Annotated in this window: 19 protein-coding genes; 5 read left to right on the top strand and 14 right to left on the bottom strand. The window is 58.9% G+C overall.

Going from position 1 to position 18,738, the window contains the following annotated elements; genetic code table 11:
* The first annotated feature begins 65 nt into the window (after positions 1-65).
* On the top strand, positions 66-494 hold the full coding sequence (locus FBY12_RS06145; RefSeq protein ID WP_145252011.1) for an Rrf2 family transcriptional regulator: 429 nt from the start codon (positions 66-68) through the stop codon (positions 492-494).
* Between the two features lie 57 nt (positions 495-551).
* On the opposite strand, the gene phnX is transcribed toward FBY12_RS06145, so the two are convergent.
* The 4 genes from phnX to psrA form a co-directional block, all read right to left on the bottom strand.
* Positions 552-1,379 (bottom strand): phosphonoacetaldehyde hydrolase, encoded by an 828-nt coding sequence (phnX, locus tag FBY12_RS06140; RefSeq protein ID WP_145252009.1) that lies wholly within the window; start codon positions 1,377-1,379, stop codon positions 552-554.
* A gap of 86 nt (positions 1,380-1,465) precedes the next feature.
* On the bottom strand, positions 1,466-2,338 hold the full coding sequence (locus FBY12_RS06135) for a LysR substrate-binding domain-containing protein (RefSeq protein ID WP_145252007.1): 873 nt from the start codon (positions 2,336-2,338) through the stop codon (positions 1,466-1,468).
* Between the two features lie 53 nt (positions 2,339-2,391).
* Positions 2,392-3,687, bottom strand: coding sequence for an MFS transporter (locus tag FBY12_RS06130; RefSeq protein WP_145252005.1), 1,296 nt, complete (start codon positions 3,685-3,687; stop codon positions 2,392-2,394).
* A 147-nt stretch (positions 3,688-3,834) separates the two neighbouring features.
* Positions 3,835-4,926: an iron-containing alcohol dehydrogenase PsrA gene (gene psrA, locus FBY12_RS06125; RefSeq protein ID WP_145252003.1), complete on the bottom strand. Its 1,092-nt coding sequence runs from the start codon at positions 4,924-4,926 to the stop codon at positions 3,835-3,837.
* Between the two features lie 157 nt (positions 4,927-5,083).
* Here psrA and FBY12_RS06120 point away from each other — a divergent pair, with 157 nt between their 5' ends.
* On the top strand, positions 5,084-5,344 hold the full coding sequence (locus FBY12_RS06120; protein ID WP_256663265.1) for an aldehyde dehydrogenase family protein: 261 nt from the start codon (positions 5,084-5,086) through the stop codon (positions 5,342-5,344).
* Positions 5,345-5,468: 124 nt separating this feature from the next.
* Here FBY12_RS06120 and FBY12_RS06115 read toward each other — a convergent pair whose 3' ends face one another.
* Together FBY12_RS06115 and FBY12_RS06110 are read right to left on the bottom strand one after the other, a co-directional pair.
* Entirely contained in the window at positions 5,469-5,837 is a 369-nt protein-coding gene (locus FBY12_RS06115; protein ID WP_145251999.1) for a hypothetical protein, read from the bottom strand.
* Between the two features lie 294 nt (positions 5,838-6,131).
* Entirely contained in the window at positions 6,132-7,286 is a 1,155-nt protein-coding gene (locus tag FBY12_RS06110; protein ID WP_178111723.1) for a lysozyme inhibitor LprI family protein, read from the bottom strand.
* Between the two features lie 378 nt (positions 7,287-7,664).
* Here FBY12_RS06110 and FBY12_RS06105 point away from each other — a divergent pair, with 378 nt between their 5' ends.
* On the top strand, positions 7,665-7,850 hold the full coding sequence (locus FBY12_RS06105; RefSeq protein WP_145251995.1) for a hypothetical protein: 186 nt from the start codon (positions 7,665-7,667) through the stop codon (positions 7,848-7,850).
* 161 nt (positions 7,851-8,011) lie between these two features.
* Here FBY12_RS06105 and FBY12_RS06100 read toward each other — a convergent pair whose 3' ends face one another.
* Positions 8,012-8,185, bottom strand: coding sequence for a DUF2986 domain-containing protein (locus FBY12_RS06100; protein ID WP_145251993.1), 174 nt, complete (start codon positions 8,183-8,185; stop codon positions 8,012-8,014).
* A 145-nt stretch (positions 8,186-8,330) separates the two neighbouring features.
* On the opposite strand from FBY12_RS06100, the gene FBY12_RS06095 reads away from it, so the two are divergent.
* The gene (locus FBY12_RS06095; RefSeq protein ID WP_145251991.1) at positions 8,331-8,723 is read left to right on the top strand and encodes a GFA family protein; all 393 of its coding nucleotides are present in this window, start codon (positions 8,331-8,333) and stop codon (positions 8,721-8,723) included.
* A 21-nt stretch (positions 8,724-8,744) separates the two neighbouring features.
* On the opposite strand, the gene FBY12_RS06090 is transcribed toward FBY12_RS06095, so the two are convergent.
* The 3 genes from FBY12_RS06090 to FBY12_RS06080 all read right to left on the bottom strand — a co-directional run bounded on the left by FBY12_RS06090 (position 8,745) and on the right by FBY12_RS06080 (position 13,637).
* A complete protein-coding gene (locus FBY12_RS06090) occupies positions 8,745-11,147 on the bottom strand; it encodes a DUF3772 domain-containing protein (RefSeq protein WP_145251989.1) in 2,403 nt (800 codons plus the stop codon).
* 71 nt (positions 11,148-11,218) lie between these two features.
* Complete coding sequence (locus FBY12_RS06085) at positions 11,219-11,938, bottom strand: lipopolysaccharide kinase InaA family protein (protein ID WP_145251987.1); 720 nt, start codon at positions 11,936-11,938, stop codon at positions 11,219-11,221.
* Positions 11,939-12,221: 283 nt separating this feature from the next.
* Positions 12,222-13,637: a cytosine permease gene (locus tag FBY12_RS06080; RefSeq protein WP_121734229.1), complete on the bottom strand. Its 1,416-nt coding sequence runs from the start codon at positions 13,635-13,637 to the stop codon at positions 12,222-12,224.
* A 370-nt stretch (positions 13,638-14,007) separates the two neighbouring features.
* Between FBY12_RS06080 and FBY12_RS06075 the strand changes: the two genes are divergently transcribed.
* Positions 14,008-14,919, top strand: a complete 912-nt coding sequence (locus FBY12_RS06075; protein ID WP_145251985.1) for a LysR family transcriptional regulator — start codon at positions 14,008-14,010, stop codon at positions 14,917-14,919.
* Between the two features lie 15 nt (positions 14,920-14,934).
* Here the strand turns inward: FBY12_RS06075 and argE are convergent, their stop codons facing one another.
* The 4 genes from argE to FBY12_RS06055 all read right to left on the bottom strand — a co-directional run bounded on the left by argE (position 14,935) and on the right by FBY12_RS06055 (position 18,698).
* On the bottom strand, positions 14,935-16,086 hold the full coding sequence (gene argE / locus FBY12_RS06070) for an acetylornithine deacetylase (RefSeq protein ID WP_145251983.1): 1,152 nt from the start codon (positions 16,084-16,086) through the stop codon (positions 14,935-14,937).
* The gene (locus FBY12_RS06065; RefSeq protein ID WP_145251981.1) at positions 16,083-16,760 is read right to left on the bottom strand and encodes a DUF1028 domain-containing protein; all 678 of its coding nucleotides are present in this window, start codon (positions 16,758-16,760) and stop codon (positions 16,083-16,085) included. Before FBY12_RS06065 ends, argE begins: the two co-directional genes overlap by 4 nt.
* Before the next feature lie 154 nt (positions 16,761-16,914).
* Complete coding sequence (locus FBY12_RS06060) at positions 16,915-17,331, bottom strand: RidA family protein (RefSeq protein ID WP_092280484.1); 417 nt, start codon at positions 17,329-17,331, stop codon at positions 16,915-16,917.
* 20 nt (positions 17,332-17,351) lie between these two features.
* Positions 17,352-18,698 (bottom strand): flavin-containing monooxygenase, encoded by a 1,347-nt coding sequence (locus FBY12_RS06055; protein ID WP_371927387.1) that lies wholly within the window; start codon positions 18,696-18,698, stop codon positions 17,352-17,354.
* Between the last annotated feature and the right edge of the window lie 40 nt (positions 18,699-18,738).

The raw sequence follows: 18,738 nt of genomic DNA, 5'->3' as shown, positions 1-18,738 counted from the left end.
AACAGTCTCGTAACTTATGCTGTATCGAGCGATACTCGCCGGCGCACATTCAGGAAACCGCATCGATGAGAAATGACACGCGCCTGTCGCGCATGCTGCACGTGCTGATCCACATGGCGCGCCACGACCAACCGGCCACGTCCGACACCATCGCGCAGATGCTCGGCACCAATCCGGTGGTGGTTCGGCGGACCATGGCGCTGTTGAAGAAAGAGGGTTATGTGCGCTCGGAAAAAGGTCACAGAGGAGGGTGGACGCTGGCAAAGCCGCTGGCAGAAATGACCCTGCTGGACATCCACCAGGCGCTGGGCTCGTCCTCGCTGTTCGCCATCGGATTATCGACCGACCATCCACAATGCCTGGTCGAACAAGCGGTGAATGCCGCGCTCACCGAAGCGTTTGACGCGGCGCAGGCATTGCTGATTGAACGCCTGGGCAGCGTCACGCTTGAACAATTGGCGAATGATTTCGAGCGACGATTTCGGGAGCTGTGAAGCGGCTGGATCTGTCCGCGAAACAGCCGCCCCAGCGACGGCTACGGTATTGAGCTATCAGCAACCCTGGGGCGTTTCACCGCGCGCCAGTCGCGCATTGATGTCTTCAATGACGGCCGGCAATTCGACAATCGTATCGATCAGATAATGCGGGCGAGCGCCTTCGAACATCTTGCTGATACGTGCGCGTTCTCCTGCCAGTTTGTCGGCGGGCAGGGCTTTGTACTCTTCGTAAGTCAGCCCCAGCGCGTTGCCCGAGCACGTCAGCGCGACGGTCCACATGCCGGCGCTACGTCCCTCAAGAATGCCCGGCCAGGTGTCGTCGACTTTCACGCATGCGGCGACGTCGCTTACACCGAGCGCGATCACGTTGGCCAGCGCTTGTGCCGGGTGCGGGCGACCGTTGGGCACTTCGTCTGTCGCAACCACGTGGTCAGCGACGTAACCATTTTGCCGGGCAAGCTCCACGACTTTTGCCATTACCACGGCTGGATAACCTGAGCAGGAGCCGATTTTCAAACCCTGGTCGCGCAGCGCCTCAATCGCGTTCAAAGCGCCGGGGATCAGTGCCGAATGCAGCGCGATCTTCTCGATTTGCAGCGGCATGAAACGCTCATACAACGCGGTGACGTCGTCATCGGAGGGCAAGCGATCAAACACCGTACGGTAACGTTCGGCTATCTGCGGCTGGTTGCATAACGTGCGGATGTGGTCCCACTTGCCCATGCCCATCGGGCCGCGCGCTTCCTCCAGCGAAACCGCCACGCCAAACTCGGCGAAAGCCTCGACGAAAATCTGCGTGGGCGCGAAGGAGCCGAAATCAACGACGGTACCGGCCCAGTCAAGGACCACGGCTTGCAGTTTGGCGGGTTGTTGGTAATGCATGGTTTATCTCCACTTTCAGGGTAAGGGGAGGCCGTCCCTCTCGTTTAACGAGAAGTAGGCCTGCATATTTCAGAGGGCGTTACATATCAGGTAAGCGTTGCGGGACTTGAGTCGAACAACTCCGCGATCATCGGCCGGTTCCTGCGAATACCCAGGCAACACAAGTGGTAGTCGATGGAAAACGGATGATTTACAAAGGTGATCGGTTTCGTCCCCGGCGTTTCGGCGTATTCCACGGCAGAGACAAAACCAATACCGATGCCCTTGGCGATGGCATGCACGATGGCTTCGCGACTGTTCAACTGCATCACGCAGTTCAGCGAAACATCCAGGCGCTTGCAGCTTTCTTCGACCAATTGCCGCGTCCGCGAGCTTTTCTCGCGCAGCACCCATTTTTCATTGCTGATTTGCTCGACGTGCACAATCTCTTGGCTGGCCCACGGATGGTCGTCGCGCACCACGGCAATGATCGGATAACGCCGGTACAGCTGTGTATCGAAGCGCTGATCGAATTCGGAAAGTGCAAGGATCGCCACATCAATATCGAAGTTGAACAGTCGATCCAGCGTTTCCTTTTCAGGTGAAAACGAAGTTTCCAATTCAATGTCGGGATGGCGTTGCATCAACTCGTATGTCAGGTTCATTGCGATGGGCGGGGACACTGCGCCCAGGCGCAACATGCCGGTTTTGCGTTGCTTGAAACTTTGCAGAAGTTGCACCGCTTCATCCTCCTGGCCGAACAGGCCCTGGGTGATCGCATAGAGTTTGTGACCTGCCGTACTCATCTCGACAAAGCGCCCTCGACGATGGAACAGTTCCACTGAGAACTTCTTTTCCAGCGCGTTGACCTGCTCACTTACCGTCGGCTGCCCGACGCTCAGGTATTCGGCAGCAAGGGTGAAACTGCCAGTCTTTGCGACCGCGTGAAAAGAACGTAACCACTTGTGGTACTGGTACATAAAAAACACTGTTCCTGAGCCGCGAGGGTTGATTCAAGTTAATCGCCGTTACGTCAGCGCCGAATGAACAACGCGACCACTGCACTGCAAAGGCATGCCGTCGTTACCACGATGAAGATCAGCGACGTATTACCGGTACTGTCGAGCATACTGCCGATCAGCGGTTCTGCCAGGCCGGCAAACAAATAGGACGAGAAGTTCATCACGCCGGTTGCCGTGCCCGCGCGTTTCGCCCCGACCAGGTCCGGACACAGCGCCCAGAAACTCGACGCCGGGCCGTAGACGAAAAATCCGCAAAGGAACAAGGCGATAAGCCCGGTAGCGCTATGAGGTGCGAGGGTCCACATCCACAGGCTGGTGGCGGCGCCAAGGACCATGTACAGCATGATCGCCAGATAGCGTTTGGAGCCGAACAATTTGTCCGAGATCCAGCCGTTGCTCAGAGCGCCGATCGCCATGCCGACCGGCAGTGCAACAGTGATCCACTTCGGATCGATCATGCTGTCGCCGCTTTTCCAGTTGGCGCCGAGAAAGTGCACCGGCACCCAGACAATCAAGCCGTAACGCGCAGCGTTCTGAAAACCCAGCGAGACCGCAGCGATGATCAAACGAAAGTTCTTCAACACGGCTTTATAGCGTTGCGCCGAAGTTTCAACTTCGCCGTGCGCCACTTCATGATTTTTATCATCAGCGTTGGCAACGCCGGTATCGGCTAGCGGCTCAAAACCCATGTCCTGCGGACGTTCACGCGCAACCAGATAAAACAAAATGCCGCCCGCCAACATCAGCAACACGGGCAAACGAAAGATCCAACGCCACTCCAGATGCATCACCTCAAGCACGACAATCGACGTCACGTAAGACAGTACCGAGGCGCAACCGGCGGCGAAGACATATAAGCCATACACTTTGCCGCGCTCGCCGGCACTCCACCAGTTGGAAATCAGCCGACTGCCCGGCGCCCAGCCCAATGCCTGGAAATAACCGTTGATGCCCCACGGCAGTATCAGCGCTGCGAAATTGCTGGCGAAACTGGTCACCCAGTTGGCGGCGCAGGACAACACCGCGCCGGCGGTCATGATCCGGCGCCCGCCGAACTTGTCCGCAAGGTTGCCATTAATGGCTTGGCCAATGGCGTAGGCCCACAACATGGCGGCTGATGCCCAACCCAGGTGTTCCTTGGTAAAACCGAACTCGGCCTGAATGCCTGGAATGGCGAAGCCGAACGTTTGTCGACCGGTATAGAAAAACAGGTAACAGAACATCGCCGCCAACAGCATGCGCCATTGAGCGACTCGGAATGAGGCGGAGTGGACGGCTACAGCAGGCATGGTTTGGGCACGATTCATGATCTTTTCCTTATTATTGTTCGCGCTCGCCGATCGGCATCGGCGGGTGCACTCTTTTATGAGTGCTGCAGGAAATCGTCGCGGCTCGTCATGCCGCTGACAGTGCTGGTTTTGTTTTGAACAGAACTTCTCTTTTGTCTTAAAGACTCACGCCGCTTGCGACCCGATGAAGTTTTTGCCCCTGGCACCCTGCATGGCAAAGTTGATCATTTGGTCGGCCTGCGCCGCCGTGACGCCGTAATCAGAAAACTCGGTTTTTACGTCAAGGTTATGCAGGAATTCACGCAACTGCTCCTGCGCCCTCTTCAGATCAGTGCCGAAAATCTGTTGCAGCGTGCGGTCGCGGGTCGCGTCGTGACCCCAGGCCAGCCCCAACACCAGCGGCAAAGTGAAGGAACAGGCGATGCCATGCGGCAGGCCGTAGTGCAGGGTCATCTCGTAGGAAATTGAATGGGCGAGGGCGGTTTTGGTGTTGGAAAAAGCCAAACCAGCCTTGAGCGCGGCCAATGCCATGCGCGAGCGAAGCTCCTTGCTCGACAGGTCGCGACGCAGCAGCGGCAGGCATTCGAGGATGTCGGCAATCGCCGACACAGCGAAGGTGTCCGAAATGGGATTCGCATTAACATTCCACACCGACTCCAGCGCGTGGGACAAAGCATCCAGACCGGTGGACACGGTGACGCTGCCCGGCACAGTCAGCATCAATTCCGGGTCAACTATTGCAACCTTGGGCCAGGTGCATTCCAGGTGCAGCGAGTATTTCTTGTGGCTCGCCGAATCCCAGATCGTCGCCCAAGGCGTCACTTCGCTGCCGGTACCGGCCGTGGTCGGCGCCGCAATCAGAACCTTGCTGCGCGCCGGAACGAAGGGTTTGCCGGTCGCCAGCAAAGCGAGCAATTCATCAAAACGACCCGATTCAGTGCCGACGATCAACGCCTTCGCCGTATCAATTGCACTGCCACCACCGACCGCGATCACCGCGTCACACTCGCCGGCCTCGTGCCAAAATCGCTCGTAAGTACCACGCAACTGGGCAACGTCGGGATTGGGCTGCACATCTTCGATCACATACACCAGCCGCTCGCCCAGCAAGTCCTCAATGCGATCGACCAGCCCCAGCCCTCGCGCTTCTGGAAAAGTCACGAGGGCAACTTTTTGGTTTGCAGTGATCTCGGCCAGTTCCAGCAGGCTGCCCCAGCCGAAACGCGTATCAACGGGATTGTAGAATCGGGCAATCATGGCGGGTCCTTTGTTTTTGTTGTTGGGAGTGGGCCTATGGTCGGGGCGGATGGGTTGTAGCTCAAATCGATAATTTGAAGGTATGGATCGGCTGGGCCGATAGTTGGATTTGGCAGGTGGCGAAGGTCGACCGGAAGGCTGGCATGCCGGGTGGTTCGTGAAGCCCACAATCTTCACGGGTGCCGACAATCGGATGCGCATGGTAAGAGAGGAAACATTCGGCCCCGTGCTGACGATCATCCCCGACGAGGATGACGTTGATGCGATCAGCATCGCCAACGATTCTAACTATGGGTTGAGTGCGATGGTGCTGGGAACAAGCTACAAACGTTGTATGGCCGGCGCCCTGCAGATCGATTCGGGACGTCTGCTTATCAGCATCCTGACCGACGATGAAATGACCGGTCCGGGTTCTTGACTGGGGGCATGGAGTGGGAATGGCTGTCAGCGTTTGGCCAGAAGCAGTCGTTCACGGGAGGCAGCTATCGACTCACAGCAGTAATCTGAACCGCATTGATCTAAAGCAATGCCTGCTGCCCATCCTAAAATAGTGATGGCAGTTCATTTCCGGCCTGGGCATCCGAAAAGACCTCATCTGGATCTGCCTGACACCAATATCTGAAAAGTAGGCGAGGCTCGATATTTCCGAAATATTGATCCACGATGCTCTCGGGGCGCACGACCAATTTAGGTTCTGGCCATTGCTGGGCTAAAACACCTAACGGTTTGCCAGATGAATAAACAACCCAAGTGGCCTTGCCTCCACTGATACGAGGTAGGTAGTCCATATCCTGTATCACTCCGATCAAGGTGCGCAGTGTTGCTGATTGATCGAGTGTGATCGATATTGCATGACTTTCCAGATCATCTCCCGCATGAACGCTATCTCGATCAATGGCAACTACCAACATGACTGCTCCTTTTAATGGTGTGCTTTCACCAGATCGATCAGCGTAGAGACATCAGCGGCTAACTGTCGAGTGCGCTTCTAGCCGTCAGCATGGGTCTCATTCCCTTGTGATCAAATATCCACTGTCGTGTCTACGGCCGCGAAGGTTGCAAGACATCTCTGAATTTTGACAATTCTAAACAGCCTACTGCTTTGTATTACTCAATTCTGTGATTTGCATTTCTGGCCATTGCTATGAAGATTAGGCGCCCACGATGGGCACCCAACTTTTAAAGTGCAAACCTGATTCCCAGACTTATGCCATTTCGGGATTCCGCTCAAATTCCAGGCAGTCACCGATCGAGGTGAACTCTGGGCTGCGGCACAACCACACGGTCAATGTCGTATAGGCGACGGACAGAGCTGCGATAAATGCGATGTTTTGCTTGGCCTCACGTCGATGGCGTGCAGCTGTGCGTGCCTGCGATTCCCCTTTGCGCCGGCCGCTATTTGAAAACAGGGAGCCAACCAGCATGGCGATAATCGCGAAGAACACCGATATGATCGTGAGCTTGGTAATTATCACCAGCGCGATATTGAGCGCGCCTTGGTTGATTCTGAGGGTCGCGTAGACAGCGTAGCTAATACCCAGCAGAACCCCAGTGGTGAAGGCAATCGCCTGGATAAGGCCTGGCAGTTCCAGCCAACGCATGACGAGGGCGGCTATCACGCCGGCGGCCGGTAGCAGGTTCGTGATGGCTGCATCTGTGTAGTCGTTATAGATTGTCGCGGTCTCTTTATGGTGAAGCCAGACGGTCCAGCAAGTAATCAGGAACCCGATCAGCAGGGTGTATTTCCAGGCAGGGCCAGACCAGAACGTTTGCCACATCCTTTGGAAGAGTGGCTTCTCAGCTAGTGGTTGAGCTGGAGTACTCCTTTGCGGCGCCGTTGCCAGATTAGCTGCCGCTGGATGAACTGGTGCTGCGGACGCGACCGCAGTCTTTGATTGCTTCAAGTACTCCTGTTCTCGTTGCAGCCGAGATTGTTCCTTCGCGAGGTTGTAATCCGCTGTGCGTTTAGCTGATGCGACTTCTTCCGCGTGGCGTTCTGCGTTTCGTTGATCTTGTCGGGTTTGTTCCTCAGCCTTATCGGCCGCGTCTCTCTCAACGTTGACATAATTTTCAAGGAAGGTGACTCGAGAGCCCAGTACCTTATCGAGACACTTCTGCGAGGTGCATTGGTCACGTTCAGTGATCCATTCACGCTGTAGCTGGCGTAGGCGGGCAGGATCGGCGGTGTTAGCCAGCGCTTTTTGGTATTCCCGGCCCAGGGCACTGTCTACGGAGCTTAAGTAGCCATCCTGGCATATGGACGTTTCTGCGAAGTTTGCAGCTTTTTTACAATCAAAACTTGCTGCCATAGCGCTGCCTGCCGCAAATACCAGCAACAGCGCCACCGCGCTGCTCATCATCCTGTGCATATCCCTAATCCCATTAATAGCGCCCATAGACGGACGCAACTTTTATCGGCGGGCATTCCTTAAACCTGAGGTCGGGTACCCAAAGGGCAGAAACATCCGTAAAGCGCCACCCAGCAGTCTTCATCGTTGATGCTTCGGTTGCATTACGCGTCGGTTGAACATGCAGCCAGTCTTCTGGCTGCTATGCCCAATGCTATCGAGCATGACGGTCGTCCTTGAGTGATGATGCCGGAGGCCTAGCTCATCTCGCCGTTGCCTTTCCCAGATCACCCACCTTTTTGGCCGGCAGTTGACCTCCATGAGTAGCCCATGTCGGCCAGAAGCTGACGTTCTGATGTTTCATGGAAAACCGGCAAGGAGAAAGGGCCAATGGACTTCATTATCGATTTGATAGCTCACCGAATTGGCGTGTTTGTGTTGGGCTTGCTGAGTGGCGGCCGTTTTAAGGGGGAGAGTGGTTTTGCCTGGAGCTGGGCAGTTGTCGTCGGTGGCCTGATTCTGCTATCTCCATTCGCAGCATTCATAGCTGTGCTCATCTATACCAGTGGCCCGTGAATTGGTGTCTGAAATGGGTCAGAAGCGGCATTTCTCGAACGGTAGCTGTTGGCCGAACGCTGCCCACCGCGAAAAGCTCTTCCCATCTGGAGCTACTTTTAAAATTCGAAGTCGCAGTTGGCATCCACCCAAATATCAGCAGGCAACTACCGCCTCAGCACTCAACCTTCATCAGAACCAGAACCCCCAGCCCCCTGATCCGCCTCAGCCTCAGCCTGCAACTTCGCCCGATCCGCCTTACTCACATATTTATCCTTGTTCACCGGCGCCAATTTGGAGCTGGCCTTCTTCGCGTGAGCCTTCAACAGCTGCTGAATTTTCTTTCGACGGTTCATGATTTCCACCCAAGCTTGTAATTGCGCGAATGATATCAGCTCGACTCACAGCAGCAGATCCCCCGTTCGCCGCACTCACGGCCACCCTCAGCCAATCACTGCTACTTTTAATCAGTCCCCAACGCCTGATCAAAAGGAGCCTGGCATGGACCGATTTACCGGTGGTTGCCTCTGCGGCGATGTGCGATTCGAGGCCACGGGCCGCCCGTATCGAGTCGGCCTCTGCCATTGTCTGGACTGCCGCAAGTACCACGGCGCGCTGTTTCATGCGTCGGCGATTTTTCCGCAGGAGGCGGTGACGATTGAGGGGGAAACGCGTGATTACGCCGGGCGGTGTTTCTGTCCGCGTTGCGGCTCGTCGGTGTTCAATCGCAGCGGTGACGAAATCGAAGTGAACCTCGGTGCACTGGATGTGCCGGACCAGTTGCAGCCCACTTACGAAAGTTGGACGGTGCGCCGCGAGTCGTGGCTGCCGGCGTTTGCGCTCGGCAGGCATTATGTCGGCGACCGAGAAGGGAGTGGGCGCTCGGAGGATTGAATCGAGCGCCCGTTGCGCGGATTACTCGACCACGGGTGGGGTTTTTTCGACGCCTTCGCTGATCAGCATCATGCTTTGCGGCGACGACAGGGCGATGCCCATGTCGCGCAGGCGGCTGAGGACGGTGAACAGCAAGTCGCTGCGGGTGCCGCCGACGGTGCGCGGGCTATTGACGTAGCCGCTGACGCTGATCACCAGTCCGGCGGTGGTCAGGTCTTTGAATGTCACCGAGGGCGCGGGGTTATCCAGCACGGCTTCGTGTTCGGTGAAAGCGTCCATCAGCAGTTCACGAATCTTCAGCACGTCAGTTTCCAGCGGCAAAGTCAGGGTGATGCCGACCACGCCCAGCGCGTTGCCCATCGTCACGTTGCGCACGTTCTGCGTGATGAATTGCGAGTTCGGCACGATCACCGTCGAGCGGTCGGCCATCTGGATTTCGGTGGCGCGCACGTTGATCCGGCGTATGTCGCCCTCGACGCCGGCCAGGCTGACCCAATCGCCGACCTTGACCGGGCGTTCGGTGAGCAGGATCAGGCCGGAGATGAAGTTCTGCACGATGGCTTGCAGGCCAAAACCGATACCGACCGACAGCGCACTGACCACCCAAGTCAGGTTGGTCAGGCTGATGCGCAGGGTCGACAGCACGACCATCACCACCAGCACCACGCCGATGTAGCCGACAAGCGTCACCAGCGAGGCGCGCATGCCGGCGTCCATGTTGGTTTCCGGCAGCAACTTGTCGCCCAGCCATTCCTTGAGTGCGCGGATGCCGAGCAGGCCGGCGACCAGCAGAATCAGCGCGAGCAGAATGTCGCCGGGTACGATGTTCAGGTTACCCAGCGGTTTGTTGCGCAGATCCATCTGGGTGAAGCTTTCGAGCAATTCGCCGGGGCTGGAACCGGATGGCAGGAAAGCGAGCAAAACTGCGGTAAACAACAGCAACGTGCGGCCAATCCCCGCCAATACCGTGCTCGCCTGCGCCTGGTGACGCGGCGACAAACCGAGTGCTGCGCCGAGCGCCAAACCGCCCGGTTGCTTGGGTGAAAGCAGGGTTTCGCAGAGGTCGCCAAAGCAGGCGATCAGCAGATAAGCCGTGGCCGACACCACGCTGATCCACAGCAGTTTCACCGTCAGGAAATACGCCAGCGTCAGGTAACCGGCAAGCAACGCCAGCAGGCTGAAGCCCACCCACACCGCGACGACAAACGGGATCAGTCCGGCAAAACCGGCGAGGCGTTCCAGCTCAAATTTGCGCCGGGTGCGGCGATAGCGCAGCAGGGCGAAGAAAAACACCAGCGATACGGCCAGCGCGGTCAGGCCGTTGACCGCAACGGTCAGCGCCAGGCTGCTGGCGATCACGCTGTTGATCCGTTCCTGGGTGCCGATGAGCATCAGCGCCAGGGCCAGCACCACAGGGAACTGACCCATGGCGGAAGCGATCTGGTCCGGAATCTGCGGCAGGCGCCAGGACGGATGCGAGAGCATCAACAACGCGCGGCCGAGGCCGACGATGAAGGCGCAGAAAATGATCAACGTCTGCAACTGGTTGAGCAGGTTGAGCACATCGGCGGACGGCGCGGCGTTGCTGGTGATGCCCCAGATCAGCAGCGCGGTCGCGGCGCCGATGGTCAGGATGGTCGCCAGCCCGACGGCGAGTGCCAAAGCGCTGCGGCGCAGCCGACCTTCAGGCAACCAGCGGATCATCAGGCGGATCAGCAACGATTCGAGCAAGCGTCGGCCGACCACCCAAATAAACAGCGCACCGAGCACCACGGCGATGAATTGCAGGCGATTGCCGGGCGCCATGGCGGTGGTGAACACGTTTTTGACGTCTTTGAGCAGGCCTTGCAAACGCCCCAGATCATCGTCGGTCGGGCGAATAATGCTCGACCAGAATTCCGTGCTCAGCGGGCTCGCCGAGCGCGTGCTGATCTGCGAATCGAAGAGGCTGCGGCGCAGGCTGAAGATCTGCGTAGCGAGGTCGCGGGCCGATTGGCTGAGGCCGCTGGTCTGTTTCTGGTCACTGAGCAGGCGGTTCTTTTGTGCCGTCAGTGCTTTGCGTTGACTGCTGATGGTCGGCGCTTCATCGCGCTCAACCGGGCCGAGAATGTTGATCTGCTCGTCAAGATGCTCGATGTCGGTGGTTTGCTGCGAGGTCAGGCTGTCAGCCTGTTTTTGCACCTGCAACGCAGCCTGGCGCAGGCTCGACAGCAAGTCGTCGTTGGCGCTGACCGAAACTTTCTGGCGGATCAGGTCAAGCTGATTGTTCAGGTCATCAAGGCTCGCGGTTTCCGTCAGCTCCGGCAGGCTGCGCGAATTGCTTTGCTGCGCGGGGTCGGGCTGAGCGAGGGCCGGCAACGTCACGCAGAGCAGCAACAGGGCGAGCAGGCCCGTTATAAAGCGGTTCGGCGTAACGTGCTGCATGGTCTTTCCCTCGTTGCATTGAGCGTTCCGGTGCACATTGGCAGCGCCGCGAACCTTTGGAGCGGCAAATCTTAGCTTAATGCCCGGCGTCGCGGTTGCACGTTTGCGTGGACGTCGCTGCCCAGCGGCTGGCCGAGAACCTTTTCATAGCAGGCAAGAAACGTTCGCCATTCCGCGACGCTCCAGTACGAATGCCGGCGCAGTTGCGGAATATCGTGACGGGCGGCGCTCAGAGTGGTGGCGCGGCCGTGGGATTTCTCCAGATCGAGCAACGCCAGTTCCACCTCGATACCCGCAGCGGTGTTGCGTTCCTTGATGAAAACATGTTTGGAACGCATGCAGCCGTGCTGCCAGCGACCCAAATGCATTTTCGCCAGCAGGGTCGCCAGACGTTCAAGCAATTGCAGGTGTTCGTGTTCGCTCAAACGGGCTTGCCCGCCATTGTCGTACCACGTGTCGAGGTCCTGAAAACCGTTCAGGTCCTTGGTCACGAGCAGGCCCTGCCAAACGCCGTCAATCTTTTTGGCGCTGTAGAAAATCGGCTGGGGCGCGGCCACGCCCAGTTCCTGCAGTTTGGACAATGCCTTGCCTTCGCGCAGCACGGTCGGGCGGCCGAACGGGTATTTAAGGCTGCGAAACAGGTGCCCGGTCTGGCGTTTGACGTAAACAGTGGTGCCGTTATGCATGACGCGCTGCACGCCGCTGGTACCACTTCGGCGCACGTTGGGCTCTTCGACCCACGGGCCGGAGGTGTTCCACCAATAGTTGAAATCCTGATCAGCCTGGTGCATCGCGCACTCCTGTTTGGCAAACGAAAAAAAATTTCCAAGACAGTGTCATCGACGACCGATTGCTTCAATCGTCTGCACAAAAGTCTTGATACAGGGATCACTGACTGATGAAAAATGCGGACGTTCAAGTTTGATCATCGCTGCGGGTTACAGGTTGCTACGCGAACGCCCAGCCTTAAAACGACTCTGCAGTCACGTGCGTGCAGGCATCTCTCGCACCGAACCCTGAAACGAGAAAAACCCGCAACATGTGCGGGTTTTTCAGGTTTGAAACAGTGACGAGTTACATACCGCTCGCCAGTTTGCCGGTGGACAAGCGACGTTTGTACGCCGTGTCGCGGTTCGCCAGCCAGAAGTACAGCGGCGACGTCACCAGCAGGCCGACCAGCCACGACAGGTCGGCGCCATTGATGTGTTCGGAAATCGGCCCGACGTACAGCGGCGTATTCATGAACGGGATCTGCACGATGATGCCGATTACATAGGCCAGCAGCGCCTGCGGGTTGTAGCGGCCATAAATGCCGCCATCGACGTGGAAGATCGAGTCGATGTCGTACTGACCTTTATGGATCGCATAAAAGTCGATCAGGTTAATCGCGGTCCACGGCACCAACACCACCAGCAGCACCAACACCATGTCGACGAAGTGGCCAATGAAATCCGCCGAAGCGCCGACCGCCGCGAAGCAACAGCCGCCAAGAACAATCACCGAGATCACGGCGCGGCTTTTGGCGGTCGGGATCCAGCGATAGGCGAAGGTTTGCACCAGGGTGATCAGCGACAGTACCGCGCCGTACAGGTTGAGGGCGTTGTGGCTGATGACGCTGAGCAGGAACAACACCAGCATCAGCGGGCCGATGGAGCCGGTGGCGAGTTTGACCGCGTCCATGGTGTCCATGCCGATTGGCGTCGCCAGCACCGCAACGGCGCCGAAGATGAACGACAGACTGGAACCGAGCACGGTGCCCAGATAAGTGGTCCAGAACGTCGAGGCGACCGGCACGTCCGCCGGCAGGTAACGCGAATAGTCGGAGACGTAAGGGGCGAAAGCGATTTGCCAAAGTGCCGCCAGCGACACCGTGGCCAGCCAACCGGAGATGTTGAAGCTGCCGCGGGTGAGGAAGTCGGCGGTCTGCACGTGGGTAAAGATGTAGCCGAAACCGAGCACGATGCCGGCGCCAAGCACCCAGGTGCCGATGCGGTTTAAAACGTGAATGAAGCGGTAGCCGATGATGCCGATGATCCCCGAACCGAGCGCGCCAATAACGATGCCGACCGGCACTGGCACGCTGTCGACTACGCCGTGCAGCGATTTGCCGGCGAGGACGATGTTGGAGGCGAAGAAACCGATGTACATGATGCCGGCGATCAGCACCACAAGAAGCGCGCCGAGCGAGCCGAACTGGGCGCGGCTCTGGATCATCTGCGGGATGCCCATTTGCGGGCCTTGCGCCGAATGCAGCGCCATCAGCACGCCGCCGACCAGATGCCCGACCAGAATCGCGACAATGCCCCACACCAGGTTCAGGTGAAACAGTTGGACGCCGAGGGCGCCGGTGACGATGGGCAGCGGCGCGATGTTGCCGCCGAACCAGAGAGTGAACAAATCCCGGACCTTTCCATGGCGATCTTCCGGTGGCACGTAGCCAATCGTGTGTTTCTCGATAAGCGGGGCGGAGGTTGTTGCAGTGGTGACCATGGCGAACTCCAAGGCAAAGTGAGTACGTGGACGTACTTCGGTGAGCGCCGCGTGAACGACGCTTTTCTTGTTGGAGTGATCATGTGCAAAGCACCGGCATAGATAAATTAGTAAGTTTGTTGCTTCAAACCTTAAAAAATATATGCCGCAGGTTTTCCCTGCTCCGGTATGTTCCGGGTGTGGTGTTTTCGCGATTCAACCAGCCAACACTGCCTTTTGTGGGAGCAAGGCTTGCCCGCGATGGCGGTGTTGCATTCCACATTGTTGTTGACTGATACGCCGCCATCGCGGGCAAGCCTTGCTCCTACCGATATTCCAGGACAGGTGTGTGCAGGGCAGGTGTTTGGGGTGTTTTTTTCAGGAGGTCCACATGGCCGCTTATAACTTGCGACAGTTGCGCTATTTCGTCACCACCGCCGAGTGCGGCAGCGTGGCGGAGGCTTCGCGCAAGCTCTACATCGCCCAGCCATCGGTGTCGACGGCCATCAAGCACCTGGAAGAAAGCTTCGGCGTGCAGCTGTTTATCCGCCACCACGCCCAAGGCGTTTCGCTGACGCCGAGCGGCTCGCGGTTCTACCGCAAGGCGCTGGAACTGCTGCGGGTCGCCCACGAATTCGAGCAAAACGCGCTGGCGGACAACGACGTGGTCGCCGGGCAAATCGATATCGGCTGCTTCGAAACCGTCGCGCCGCTGTACCTACCGCGTTTGATCGCCGGTTTCAAGCAGCGCTGGCCGGGCGTGGAAATCCGCATCCGCGACGGCGAGCAACAGGAACTGGTCCAGGCCCTGACTGCCGGCAGCATCGACTTGGCAATGCTCTTCGAACACGACCTCGACAGCACCATCGAAACCGTCGCGCTGATGCCGCCGCAGCAGCCTTACGCGTTGCTTCCGGCCGACCATCGCTTCGCCCAGCAAGCCAAGGTTTCGCTCGATGATTTGGTGCTGGAACCGATGATCCTGCTCGACGTGGTGCCGAGCCGGACCTACTTCGTGAGCATCTTCGAAGAACGCGGTTTGACCCCGCACATCGTCTTCAGCTCGCCGTCGATTGAAATGGTGCGCGGCATGGTCGGGCGCGGTTTTGGTTTCTCGATCCTCGTGACCAAACCGTTCTCGCCGTACACCTATGACGGGCAGAAAGTCGTGTGCGTGCCGCTGGCCGAAACCGTGACCGGCTCCGGATTATCAGCGGCATGGTTGAGGAGGGCGCAACTGACCAAACCGGTGCAGTTGTTCGTCGATTATTGCCAGGAAGAACTGGCCCGGCTGTACACCTGAGACGCTGGCCGGGCCTCAGCCGCTGATCGACAGTAGCAGCCGCTGGAGCATTGCATCGCAGCCGTGCAACTGCGCGAGGCTGACAAATTCGTCGGGTTTGTGACCCTGTTCCATGCTGCCCGGCCCGCACACCACCGTCGGAATGCCCGCCGCATCAAACAACCCGCCTTCAGTACCAAACGCCACCGTGCCAAACTCGCGCGAACCGGAAAACGCCGCAATCAGTTGCGCCGCCTCACTGTGCGCATCGGTCGCCAGACCGGGATACGCCGACAGCTCACTGAAACGAATATCGCTCTGCTCACTGACCGCGCGCATGCGCGGCAAAACGTGCTGCTCGGCGTAGCTTTGCAACGCCTGCGCAACTTCGCTTGGATCATGCGCGGGCAGAGCGCGGATCTCGAAATCGAAGCGGCAATCGGCGGGAACGATATTCAGCGCCTTCCCGCCAGTTATGACCCCGGTTTGCACGGTGCTGAACGGTGGATCAAAACGCGCGTCGTGATGCTCCGGGGCTTTCAGGCGCTGACCGATTCGCCCGAGTTCGCCGATCAGCTCGGCAGCGTATTCAATCGCATTCACCCCCAGCGGCGCGTACGCCGAATGGCAGGCTTGACCGTGAATGTCGCAGCGCATCGCCAGTTTGCCCTTGTGCCCGAGCACCGGTTTCAGCTCGGTCGGCTCACCGATGATGCACAGCATAGGTTTCACCGGGCGCTGCTCCAGGGCTTTCAACAACGAGCGCACGCCGAGGCAGCCGACTTCTTCATCGTAGGACAGCGCAATGTGCACCGGTCGTTTCAGCGTCGCTTTCACCAACGCCGGGACCAGCGCCAAAACACAGGCGATGTAGCCTTTCATGTCGGCGGTGCCGCGACCGTAAAGCTTGCCATCGCGCTCGCTCAGTTCGAACGGCGCGACACTCCAAGGCTGGCCGTCGACCGGCACCACGTCGGTGTGCCCGGACAAAACGATGCCCGGCAGTTGCGCCGGGCCAATGGTCGCGAACAGATTGGCCTTGCTGCGCTCATCGTTGTAGACCAACTCGCACGGCACATCGAAACCGGCGAGATAATCGCGGACGAATTCGATCAGTTGCAGATTGGATTCACGGCTGGTGGTGTCGAACCCCACCAGCGTGGCCAGCAAGTCGCGGCTGTTGATCATCGGTCGTCTCCGGCGACGCCATAACCCGGCGATTTGTCCGGGGCGAGGGCGCGGTCGATGTAGTCCTGAACCTGCGGGCGATAGGCGTCCCAGAGTTTCTGCAACTGGCCGATCGGGTCTTCATCGGCCCAATCGACGCGCAAATTGATGATCGGCCAGGTCAGGTCGCCGACCGCCACCATCGCCGCCGAATGCACCGGCCCGGCTTCACCGCCGGCCGCAATCGCAGCGTGCATCGCCGCGAGCAAACGGTCGGCGAGCTGGCCTTCGCCATGCTCGAACGCCTTGACCATCGCCTCGATCACCGAACGATCCGCGAGCATGTTGCCGGCCGCCACGCAGTGTTCGCCGGAAACGGCGTTGTGCGTGCCCAGGGTCTGCGCGCCGCTGAAATGCGCAGTGCGCCCGAGGTGGTCGATTGCGGTGATTTGCCGGTATTGGCTGTAGCCGTTGCGGGTCAGCACTTTGTCCAGCGCTTCGGCGGGCGCGAGGCCTTGCGCCATGAGTGCGAGCGTGTCCGGGCCGAGCGACGGCAGGGTGATGTTCTGCGTCGAAACCGCGCCGACCCCCGGCAACAACCAAGGGCAGCGCGCGCCGACGGCAATGCTGGAAGAACTGATGGCGATACCGAGCTGGCCGGTGTCGGGGCAGCGAGCGGTGATGGAAAAAGTCATGGTTTTGCTCCTTTTTCAGGCTGGAGAGGGTTCAGGCCTGGCGAGTCGATTTATGGGCGGGCCTCTTCGCGGGCAAGCCTCGCTCCTACAAGGGAACGCATTACCCCCTGTAGGAGCGAGGCTTGCCGCGAATGCCGCGATGCGGTTTCGGTGCTTACTCAGGAATCACCGCAATCACATCAATTTCCATCAACCATTGCGGCTGCCCCAGCGCCGACACCACCAGCCCGGTCGAAATCGGAAACACGCCTTTCAGCCACTTGCCGACTTCCTGATAAACCGGCTCGCGGTAGCGCGGGTCGATCAGGTAAGTGGTGGTTTTGACGATGTGGCTGAGGTCGCTGCCAGCCTCTTCCAGCAACTGTTTGACGTTGCGCATCGCCTGCTCGGTTTGCGCGCGCGGGTCGCCGAGGCCGACCAGTTTGCCGTCGAAATCGGTGCCGACCTGGCCCCGGACATACACCGTGTTGCCGGCGCGCACGGCTTGGCACAAGTCGTTGTCCAGGCTCTGGTTCGGGTAAGTTTCCTTGGTGTTGAACATGCGAATACGAGTGTGAGTGGGCGTGGACATGTGAAGCTCCTGAAAAAGAATTAAGCGCTGACGGTGGTTTTGGTGGCGGCAGGCAGGCTGTCGGCCTGGCGCGCTTCGGCATCGCGGTACTCCAGGTACGAACGCTGGATGGCGATGTGGTCGGCGACATATTTGGCGTCGTGCCACACGCCCCAGATAAACGACGAGCCGCGCCGCGACTGCCACGGCAACCCGAGGAAGTACACCCCGGCCTCGCTCGACACCCCGCGTTGATGCTGCGGTTTGCCGTTGGCGTCGAACGCGTCAACCTGCAGCCAGCTGTAATCGGTGGCAAAACCGGTGGCCCAGATGATCGACGTCACGCCTGCCTCGACCAGGTCGAGTTGCAGGATCGGCTTGGTCACGCACTCGGGATCGGGAAAGGTGATTCGCGCCTCCGGTTCTTCCGGCAGGTCGAGGCCATTGCGCTCGATGTAAGCGTCGGCGGCATCCAGCAGCGCGCGGTAGTTTTCGTCGCCGCGCGCGAGGTTCTCGGACAGGTTCGGCTGGAACGTCGCGATGCTGCCATCGAACGCCTGGGTCAGGCCCACCAAGGTCATACCGCGATGGGCGAGGCCACGGAAGTCCACGGTTTTGCCACCATGGGCGCCGCTGACGGCGATGGTCACGTGCTCGCGGCCGGGTTTCATCGCCGCTTGATCCCACTCGCCGAGCACGCCCAGCCACCAGCAGAAATCACGGTTGCGGTAGGCGCGAGGAGGGCGGTCGTGGGCGCCGACCGAGAGGTAGACTTTTTTGCCGCTGCGCTGCAATTCATCGGCAATCTGCACCCCGGACGAACCGGCGCCGACCACCAGCACTGCGCCTTCCGGCAATTGCTGCGGGTTGCGATAGTCGGCTGAGTGAAGTTGTGTGAACGGTGCGTCTTTCGGCGCAATCGGCGGGATCACCGGCCGCTGGAACGGCCCGGTCGCGGCGACGACGCGATTGGCTTCGATCACGCCTTCCGAGGTTTCGATGGTGAAGCCGGGACGCCCGACATTGCGCTGGACTTTCTTCACTTCAACGCCTGTGCGAATCGGGGCGTTGAATTTTTTCGCATAGGCTTCGAAGTAATCGGCGACCCGCTCTTTCGGGGCAAAACCGTCAGGGCTGACGTCGTCAAACTCAAGCCCCGGAAAGCGGTCGTGCCAGGCAGGACCGTTGGCCACCAACGAATCCCAGCGCCCGGTGCGCCAGCGTTCGGCAATGCGGCTGCGTTCCAGCACCAGATGCGGCACACCGAGTTTGCTCAGGTGTTCACTCATGGCCACGCCAGCCTGACCGGCGCCGACGATCAACGTGTCTGTTTTTATTTTATCTGTGGTCATCTCAATACCCTTCGAAGTGGGAGTCAGGTCGGTTATGACCTGCCATCTCTTGGGCTCAAGACTAGGGTTCACCCTG

The organism is Pseudomonas sp. SJZ131, from assembly GCF_007828705.1.
Taxonomy (GTDB): Bacteria; Pseudomonadota; Gammaproteobacteria; order Pseudomonadales; family Pseudomonadaceae; genus Aquipseudomonas; species Aquipseudomonas prosekii.
This window is presented reverse-complemented; position numbering and strand designations above follow the sequence as displayed.

Coding starts and splice junctions, on each gene's coding strand:
- FBY12_RS06145 (WP_145252011.1), top strand. CDS start 66: ATGAGAAATGACACGCGCCTGTCGCGCATGCTGCACGTGCTGATCCAC.
- phnX (WP_145252009.1), bottom strand. CDS start 1,379: ATGCATTACCAACAACCCGCCAAACTGCAAGCCGTGGTCCTTGACTGG.
- FBY12_RS06135 (WP_145252007.1), bottom strand. CDS start 2,338: ATGTACCAGTACCACAAGTGGTTACGTTCTTTTCACGCGGTCGCAAAG.
- FBY12_RS06130 (WP_145252005.1), bottom strand. CDS start 3,687: ATGAATCGTGCCCAAACCATGCCTGCTGTAGCCGTCCACTCCGCCTCA.
- psrA (WP_145252003.1), bottom strand. CDS start 4,926: ATGATTGCCCGATTCTACAATCCCGTTGATACGCGTTTCGGCTGGGGC.
- FBY12_RS06115 (WP_145251999.1), bottom strand. CDS start 5,837: ATGTTGGTAGTTGCCATTGATCGAGATAGCGTTCATGCGGGAGATGAT.
- FBY12_RS06110 (WP_178111723.1), bottom strand. CDS start 7,286: ATGATGAGCAGCGCGGTGGCGCTGTTGCTGGTATTTGCGGCAGGCAGC.
- FBY12_RS06105 (WP_145251995.1), top strand. CDS start 7,665: ATGGACTTCATTATCGATTTGATAGCTCACCGAATTGGCGTGTTTGTG.
- FBY12_RS06100 (WP_145251993.1), bottom strand. CDS start 8,185: ATGAACCGTCGAAAGAAAATTCAGCAGCTGTTGAAGGCTCACGCGAAG.
- FBY12_RS06095 (WP_145251991.1), top strand. CDS start 8,331: ATGGACCGATTTACCGGTGGTTGCCTCTGCGGCGATGTGCGATTCGAG.
- FBY12_RS06090 (WP_145251989.1), bottom strand. CDS start 11,147: ATGCAGCACGTTACGCCGAACCGCTTTATAACGGGCCTGCTCGCCCTG.
- FBY12_RS06085 (WP_145251987.1), bottom strand. CDS start 11,938: ATGCACCAGGCTGATCAGGATTTCAACTATTGGTGGAACACCTCCGGC.
- FBY12_RS06080 (WP_121734229.1), bottom strand. CDS start 13,637: ATGGTCACCACTGCAACAACCTCCGCCCCGCTTATCGAGAAACACACG.
- FBY12_RS06075 (WP_145251985.1), top strand. CDS start 14,008: ATGGCCGCTTATAACTTGCGACAGTTGCGCTATTTCGTCACCACCGCC.
- argE (WP_145251983.1), bottom strand. CDS start 16,086: ATGATCAACAGCCGCGACTTGCTGGCCACGCTGGTGGGGTTCGACACC.
- FBY12_RS06065 (WP_145251981.1), bottom strand. CDS start 16,760: ATGACTTTTTCCATCACCGCTCGCTGCCCCGACACCGGCCAGCTCGGT.
- FBY12_RS06060 (WP_092280484.1), bottom strand. CDS start 17,331: ATGTCCACGCCCACTCACACTCGTATTCGCATGTTCAACACCAAGGAA.